Annotated in this window: 4 protein-coding genes and 1 pseudogene; 1 reads left to right on the plus strand and 4 read right to left on the minus strand. The window is 36.7% G+C overall.

Annotated elements, in window-relative coordinates:
• The 4 genes and pseudogenes from F6K40_RS38610 to F6K40_RS38620 all read right to left on the minus strand — a co-directional run.
• Window positions 1-151 (minus strand): annotated as a pseudogene (locus F6K40_RS38610) (nicotinate-nucleotide adenylyltransferase); the annotation flags it as partial.
• Window positions 152-1,004: 853 nt separating this feature from the next.
• A complete protein-coding gene (locus F6K40_RS38615) occupies window positions 1,005-1,943 on the minus strand; it encodes an ADP-ribosylglycohydrolase family protein (RefSeq protein ID WP_293145111.1) in 939 nt (312 codons plus the stop codon).
• A 90-nt stretch (window positions 1,944-2,033) separates the two neighbouring features.
• Window positions 2,034-2,150 carry an ADP-ribosylglycohydrolase family protein gene (locus tag F6K40_RS41535; RefSeq protein WP_375340635.1) on the minus strand — a complete coding sequence of 39 codons (117 nt, stop codon included), beginning with the start codon at window positions 2,148-2,150 and terminating at the stop codon, window positions 2,034-2,036.
• Window positions 2,151-2,551: 401 nt separating this feature from the next.
• On the minus strand, window positions 2,552-3,979 hold the full coding sequence (locus F6K40_RS38620) for a nicotinate phosphoribosyltransferase (protein ID WP_293145113.1): 1,428 nt from the start codon (window positions 3,977-3,979) through the stop codon (window positions 2,552-2,554).
• A gap of 175 nt (window positions 3,980-4,154) precedes the next feature.
• Here F6K40_RS38620 and F6K40_RS38625 point away from each other — a divergent pair, with 175 nt between their 5' ends.
• Entirely contained in the window at window positions 4,155-4,493 is a 339-nt protein-coding gene (locus F6K40_RS38625; protein ID WP_293145115.1) for a hypothetical protein, read from the plus strand.
• Window positions 4,494-5,177 lie beyond the last annotated feature (684 nt).

Below are 5,177 nucleotides of genomic sequence, written 5' to 3' on the forward strand. Positions count from 1 at the left end.
TTGTTCTCTTCTGATTTTGATGAGATTTAAAGGGATTATCTGATGCCCAAACTACTACTTTATTGAAGTTTTGGGAGAGCCATCTGACAATTGTTTCATGTCCTGCTGTTGGTGGATCTGCACTTGTTCCAAATAAGGCTATTTTCGTCATTTATTTTGTAATTTATTTTCTCAATTTTTAGATTAGTTTGTAATATTATTTCCTGTTGAATATTTAACACTTTGGAGAAGGGAAGGCAGGGGGCAAAAGGCAGAAGCTAGAAGGAAATATTAGTTCAAAGGGAAAAGGTTTTTTATTACTGATTATCCGGATATGATAATGATTAAGTATTCAGTTATTAACATTCAGCTTTTTCTGGTTCATTTCAGTTATCAGTTATCAAAATAATTGGGTCTAAAACCACGCCTTGATCGACGAAATATTTTGGGAGCTTTTCTCAAATACCCGTTACAAAAATAACTGTCTTGAGTGTCTCTTATATTCTGTTTGCGAAGCCTTTCCGCAGGAAATGGAGACCTCAGAATTACACACTCGCTTATGACTTCTGACTTCTAACTTCGTTAATAGTACCTTCTACTAAATTCTACCAATTTCAAAAAAGAATGTTACGAATAATAAGTGCGATAAAAAGACTTTACAGAAAATTTTCCTTTATAGCGCTACTTGAATCGGGAATAGGGAATAGTAAACTGTCAAAAGGTTTCAGGATTTATAAATTTCCTAACCTTTACCGAAACAATTAAACAATTAAATAATTAGATAATTCAGGTTTAAAGCCTTCCCTTTCAAGGGGAAAAAGCGGTTGAGAGATGGATGAGTTACCTAACCATACCCAATCTCCCCGCGAGAAATAAATTTTTTCCTTTTAGTCAATCCTCTCCCTAAAAGGGAGAGATAATTATCCATTATTGAAGAAGCTATTAATTCTGACTTATAACTCCTAAAAATTCCTAGTTCAATTATAATTTCTCGTTCCTCCTAACTCATAACTACTCCCTATTCCCTAATCAGAAATAGAAGTTGCTAAACGAGAGGCTAAATTGACTATATCATCTTTTCTGGCAATAACTTCTATCCATTCATTTGGGATATTTTCTATGCCATAATAAATTCCTGCTAAACCACCTGTTACTGCTCCGGTTGTATCTGTATCTTCTCCTAAATTTACTGCTTTTAATACTGCCTCTGCAAAAGAGTTTGTATTTAATAAACACCATAAAGAAGCTTCTAATGTATCTAGTACATAACCACTGGCGTGAATTCTTGTAATAGGTATATTTTTAATTTCTCCATTCAATACTTTCTGGAAACGATGTAGCTCTCCTGCATACTTTTCTTGTGAGTATATTTGTTGAATATTTTCAATTCCTTGTAAGTAGGCTGTTTTTAGTTCTAAACCTTCCAATAAACAAATAGCTATACTGATATAAATACCGCAAGCCATTTGTGACCTTAAATGACCATGAGTTATACAAGAACAGTCGTGAACTTGTTGAATTAATTCGGAAAAATTAAGGTTTTTATAAGTATAAACTAGGGGTAAAATTCTCATTAGAGAACCATTGCCATTATTCCGATCGTCTCTACCTCCAGCTTCTACTGCTGCGACACCTTTTTTAATCCGAGAAATGGCTGCAGCAGTCGTACCTCCAATATCAAAAACTTTACCCCAAGGAGTCCAATAATCTTCATAACGCCACCGATAAAAAGAGTGAGCGATCGCTTCTAAATCAAATCCATTACATAGACATTCAGCTAAACATAATGTCATGGAACTATCATCAGACCAGGTGCCGGGTGGTTGGTTATGTGCGCCATAACCAATCATTTTAGTTACAGGGTTCATTGTTCTTTCATTACGACTGGAAAATTCTACAGGTACGCCTAAAGCGTCTCCAATACATACACCCATTAAACCTGATAATACTTGATAATTTTTCATAATTTCATCTTGATAATTGACTGAAATTTAGGAGCAAAAAATCTCCTTTTAAATAATCTTTACTATGACAGAAGAGGTAATTATCAATTATCAATTCTCAATCCTTTTAATTGTTCTTTGATTACGACTGGAAAATTCTACAGGTACGCCTAAAGTATCTCCAATACATACATCCATTAAACCTGATAATACTTGATAATTGTTCATGATTTCATCTTGATAATTGACTGCAATTTAGGAGCAAAAAATTTCCTTTTAAATAATCTTTACTATGACAGAAGAGGTAATTATCAATTATCAATTCTCAATCCTTTTAATTGTTCTTTGATTACGACTGGAAAATTCTACAGGTACGCCTAAAGCATCTCCAATACATACACCCATTAAGCCTGATAATACTTGCAAATTATTCATAATTTAATCTTGATAATTGACTGAAATAAAAAGTAAGAAGGAAGAAGCTTAAATATGGTAGATATTTACCCAATTTTTATACAAACGATATCAACGGACATGATCTTAAAGCTTCTCTTTTCAAGGATAAAAAAAATCTTTTTAACCAATCATTCTATTACAGAAGAAATAATTATTAGATGATAAATATTAGACTAGGAAATGTTTTTCCAACTGTTCCCTGTTCCCTGTTCCCTGTTCCCTGCAATATTAATTCTTTGAGTTTTTTGTGTAAGTTCTTGTAATTTATGAGAAATTTTCATTGGTGGCAAAATAGGATTTTCTAGACTGCGAACTTCAGGAGGCAAACTAGCAACAGAAATAGCAGTACGTTTAGCGATCGCTTCAAGATTTTCTGATTTTTGCAATATTTCCCCATTCTGAACTACTTGTGTCATTAATTTTATAAAAGAATCAGTCTGAGGTTCTGTTTGATTCGATACATCTTCATCCATTAATCCCAAATAATCCTGTTTCAATTGACCATTTTCCTGATATCTATATATTTGTTTTTTACCAGGATAACTGACTTTTCCGGTAGCATTTTTCATCACAGGAATGCCGTCTATTTCTACCAATTTATAAACTCCATTCACAGGAACACCAGTTACTAACTTAGTACCAATACCATATCCATCAATACAAGCATTTTCTCTCTGAAGTCTAGCTATTTCCCACTCATCAATATCTCCACTAGCAAAAATAGTCACTTCTGGCAGTAGCGAGCGCACCTCCTGAGACAACTTAACTAAATCTCCCGAATCTAATCTTACCCCACTTAGCTGCATTTCACCCTCTTTAACTCGTTGTGCCAATAAACGGGTAGCTGCCAAAGTATCATAAGTGTCTATCAATAAAGGTGCGGTGGGGAAATATCGCTGAAAAGCATTAAAAGCATCCTCCTCACTACCTTCCACAGCAGATATTGCCATCACCAAAGCGTGAGCCATTGTTCCTGCTGGTTTGCGACCTAATTTCAAGGCTGCCAAAACATTAGAAGTAGCATCCATGCCCCCTGCCAAAGCAGCACGAGCTGCCCAAATACTAGCTTGGGGACTAAATGCGCGTCTAGTGCCAAATTCTAATAATTTGGTGTCATTTCCAGCAATATCCCGCATTCTCGCTGCTTTTGTTGCTATCAAAGTTTGGTAATTAATTGTATTTAATAAATATGTTTCTACTAACTGCGCTTGCCAAAGTGGTGCCTCTATCCGCAGTAAGGGTTGATTAGGAAATATAGCTGTTCCCTCTGGCACCGCCCATACATCTCCAGTAAATTTAGCCTCTGCTAGCAACGACCAAAATTTATTAGAAGCATTAGCAAAAATTCCCGTTGACTTTAAAGCGTCAATTTGCCCAAGACTAAATCGAAATTTTCCCAGATAGTCTAATGCTTGTGCTAAACCCATAGCAATGAGATAGCCAAAACCTGTAGGCAGTTTTCGCGCAAATAACTCAAAACTAGCTTGTCTTTGGTCTATTTTTTCCCCAACGTAACAGGTTGCCATTGTTAATTGATAGAGGTCTGTTAACAGACTGTAATCTTCTGGGGATAGAGAAAGTTCTCGATCTTCTGGTGTCATTTAAAAATACTCGGTAATTGGGAAACCCGCAGCACTTTTAGTTGCGGTCTCAAAAACGCGCAACTTATAGTTCGGGGGGTATAATAGAAATTTAACTTTAGTTAGTTCATGGGGTTAAAATTCCCATTACAAAAACAACTTCAGACTTCCCCTCCTGGGAGGCAGGGTCAATTTATTGTCACGCCTAGAAAAAAGTAGGAGAGGGTGGGGAGGTGTGGGAGGTGTGGGAGAAAAGTCCGCTTTTATTCATGGAGCTTGGGATACCCCAAGACCTTATCCTTCTCATCCGGACCATCTTCCCCATCCTCCCCATCCTCCCCACCCTCTCCCTAAATATTCTAGCTCAGACAAAGAATTAGCCCTGCTCCTGGGAGAGGCTAGGGGTGGGTTGACTTCTGTAGGGGCGAACGGCCGTTCGCCCCTACTGACTTCGTTAAATGGCTGTTATTTTTATTATAGTTACTTTTACCATATCTGTCTAGGGTCTTTTAAAAATTTTCCGATAAATGATTAATAACTATCCTGAAAAAAAGATATGATTCATAAGTTTTATAGGAGGGAGGAGGGAGGAGGGAACAGGGAATAGGGAACAGGCATGAAAAACATTTCCTAGTCTGAGATTCATCATCAGTAATTGTCAAGAGCCAACTCTTTCTCTGCTATATATATTCTCTCATAGTTAAGCTGTCTGTTGATAAATACTTTTTCCTCTCTAAAAGCATTTGCAGATAAATATTTTAGGCTTTTGACAGCGAAAAAAAGTGCAACTTTTTAAGCTTAAGGAACCAAAAAGTTAGGACTTTGGGCAGAATAATTGCAGAAAAATTAAGGGATAAAATATCCGACTACCTGCTCTAAATTCCCCGTTATTCCTAACTCCTAACTCCTGAGTTCTGACTTCTACTTGATATAATGTAATAGCTATTGTTAAGTTCGGACTCTATCCCCATAGCAATTTCCGGCATCTACACAAGATTTCCCTCTAGATGTTCTTCAATAATGGATAATTACCTCTCCCTTTTAGGGAGAGAATTGACTAAAAGGAAAAAATTTAGGTAGTCCTGCATTGTAATGGTGAAAATATATATTTTTTAATTTCTTCCCACACGGACCACACGGACCACACGGACCACACGGACCACACGGACCACACGGACCACACGGACCACACTCCCCACACCCACCACACCGACCACAC

The sequence above is a fragment of the Okeania sp. SIO3I5 genome (assembly GCF_010672085.1).
Classification (GTDB): Bacteria; Cyanobacteriota; Cyanobacteriia; order Cyanobacteriales; family Microcoleaceae; genus Trichodesmium.

Coding starts and splice junctions, on each gene's coding strand:
- F6K40_RS38615 (WP_293145111.1), bottom strand. CDS start 1,943: ATGAAAAATTATCAAGTATTATCAGGTTTAATGGGTGTATGTATTGGA.
- F6K40_RS41535 (WP_375340635.1), bottom strand. CDS start 2,150: ATGAACAATTATCAAGTATTATCAGGTTTAATGGATGTATGTATTGGA.
- F6K40_RS38620 (WP_293145113.1), bottom strand. CDS start 3,979: ATGACACCAGAAGATCGAGAACTTTCTCTATCCCCAGAAGATTACAGT.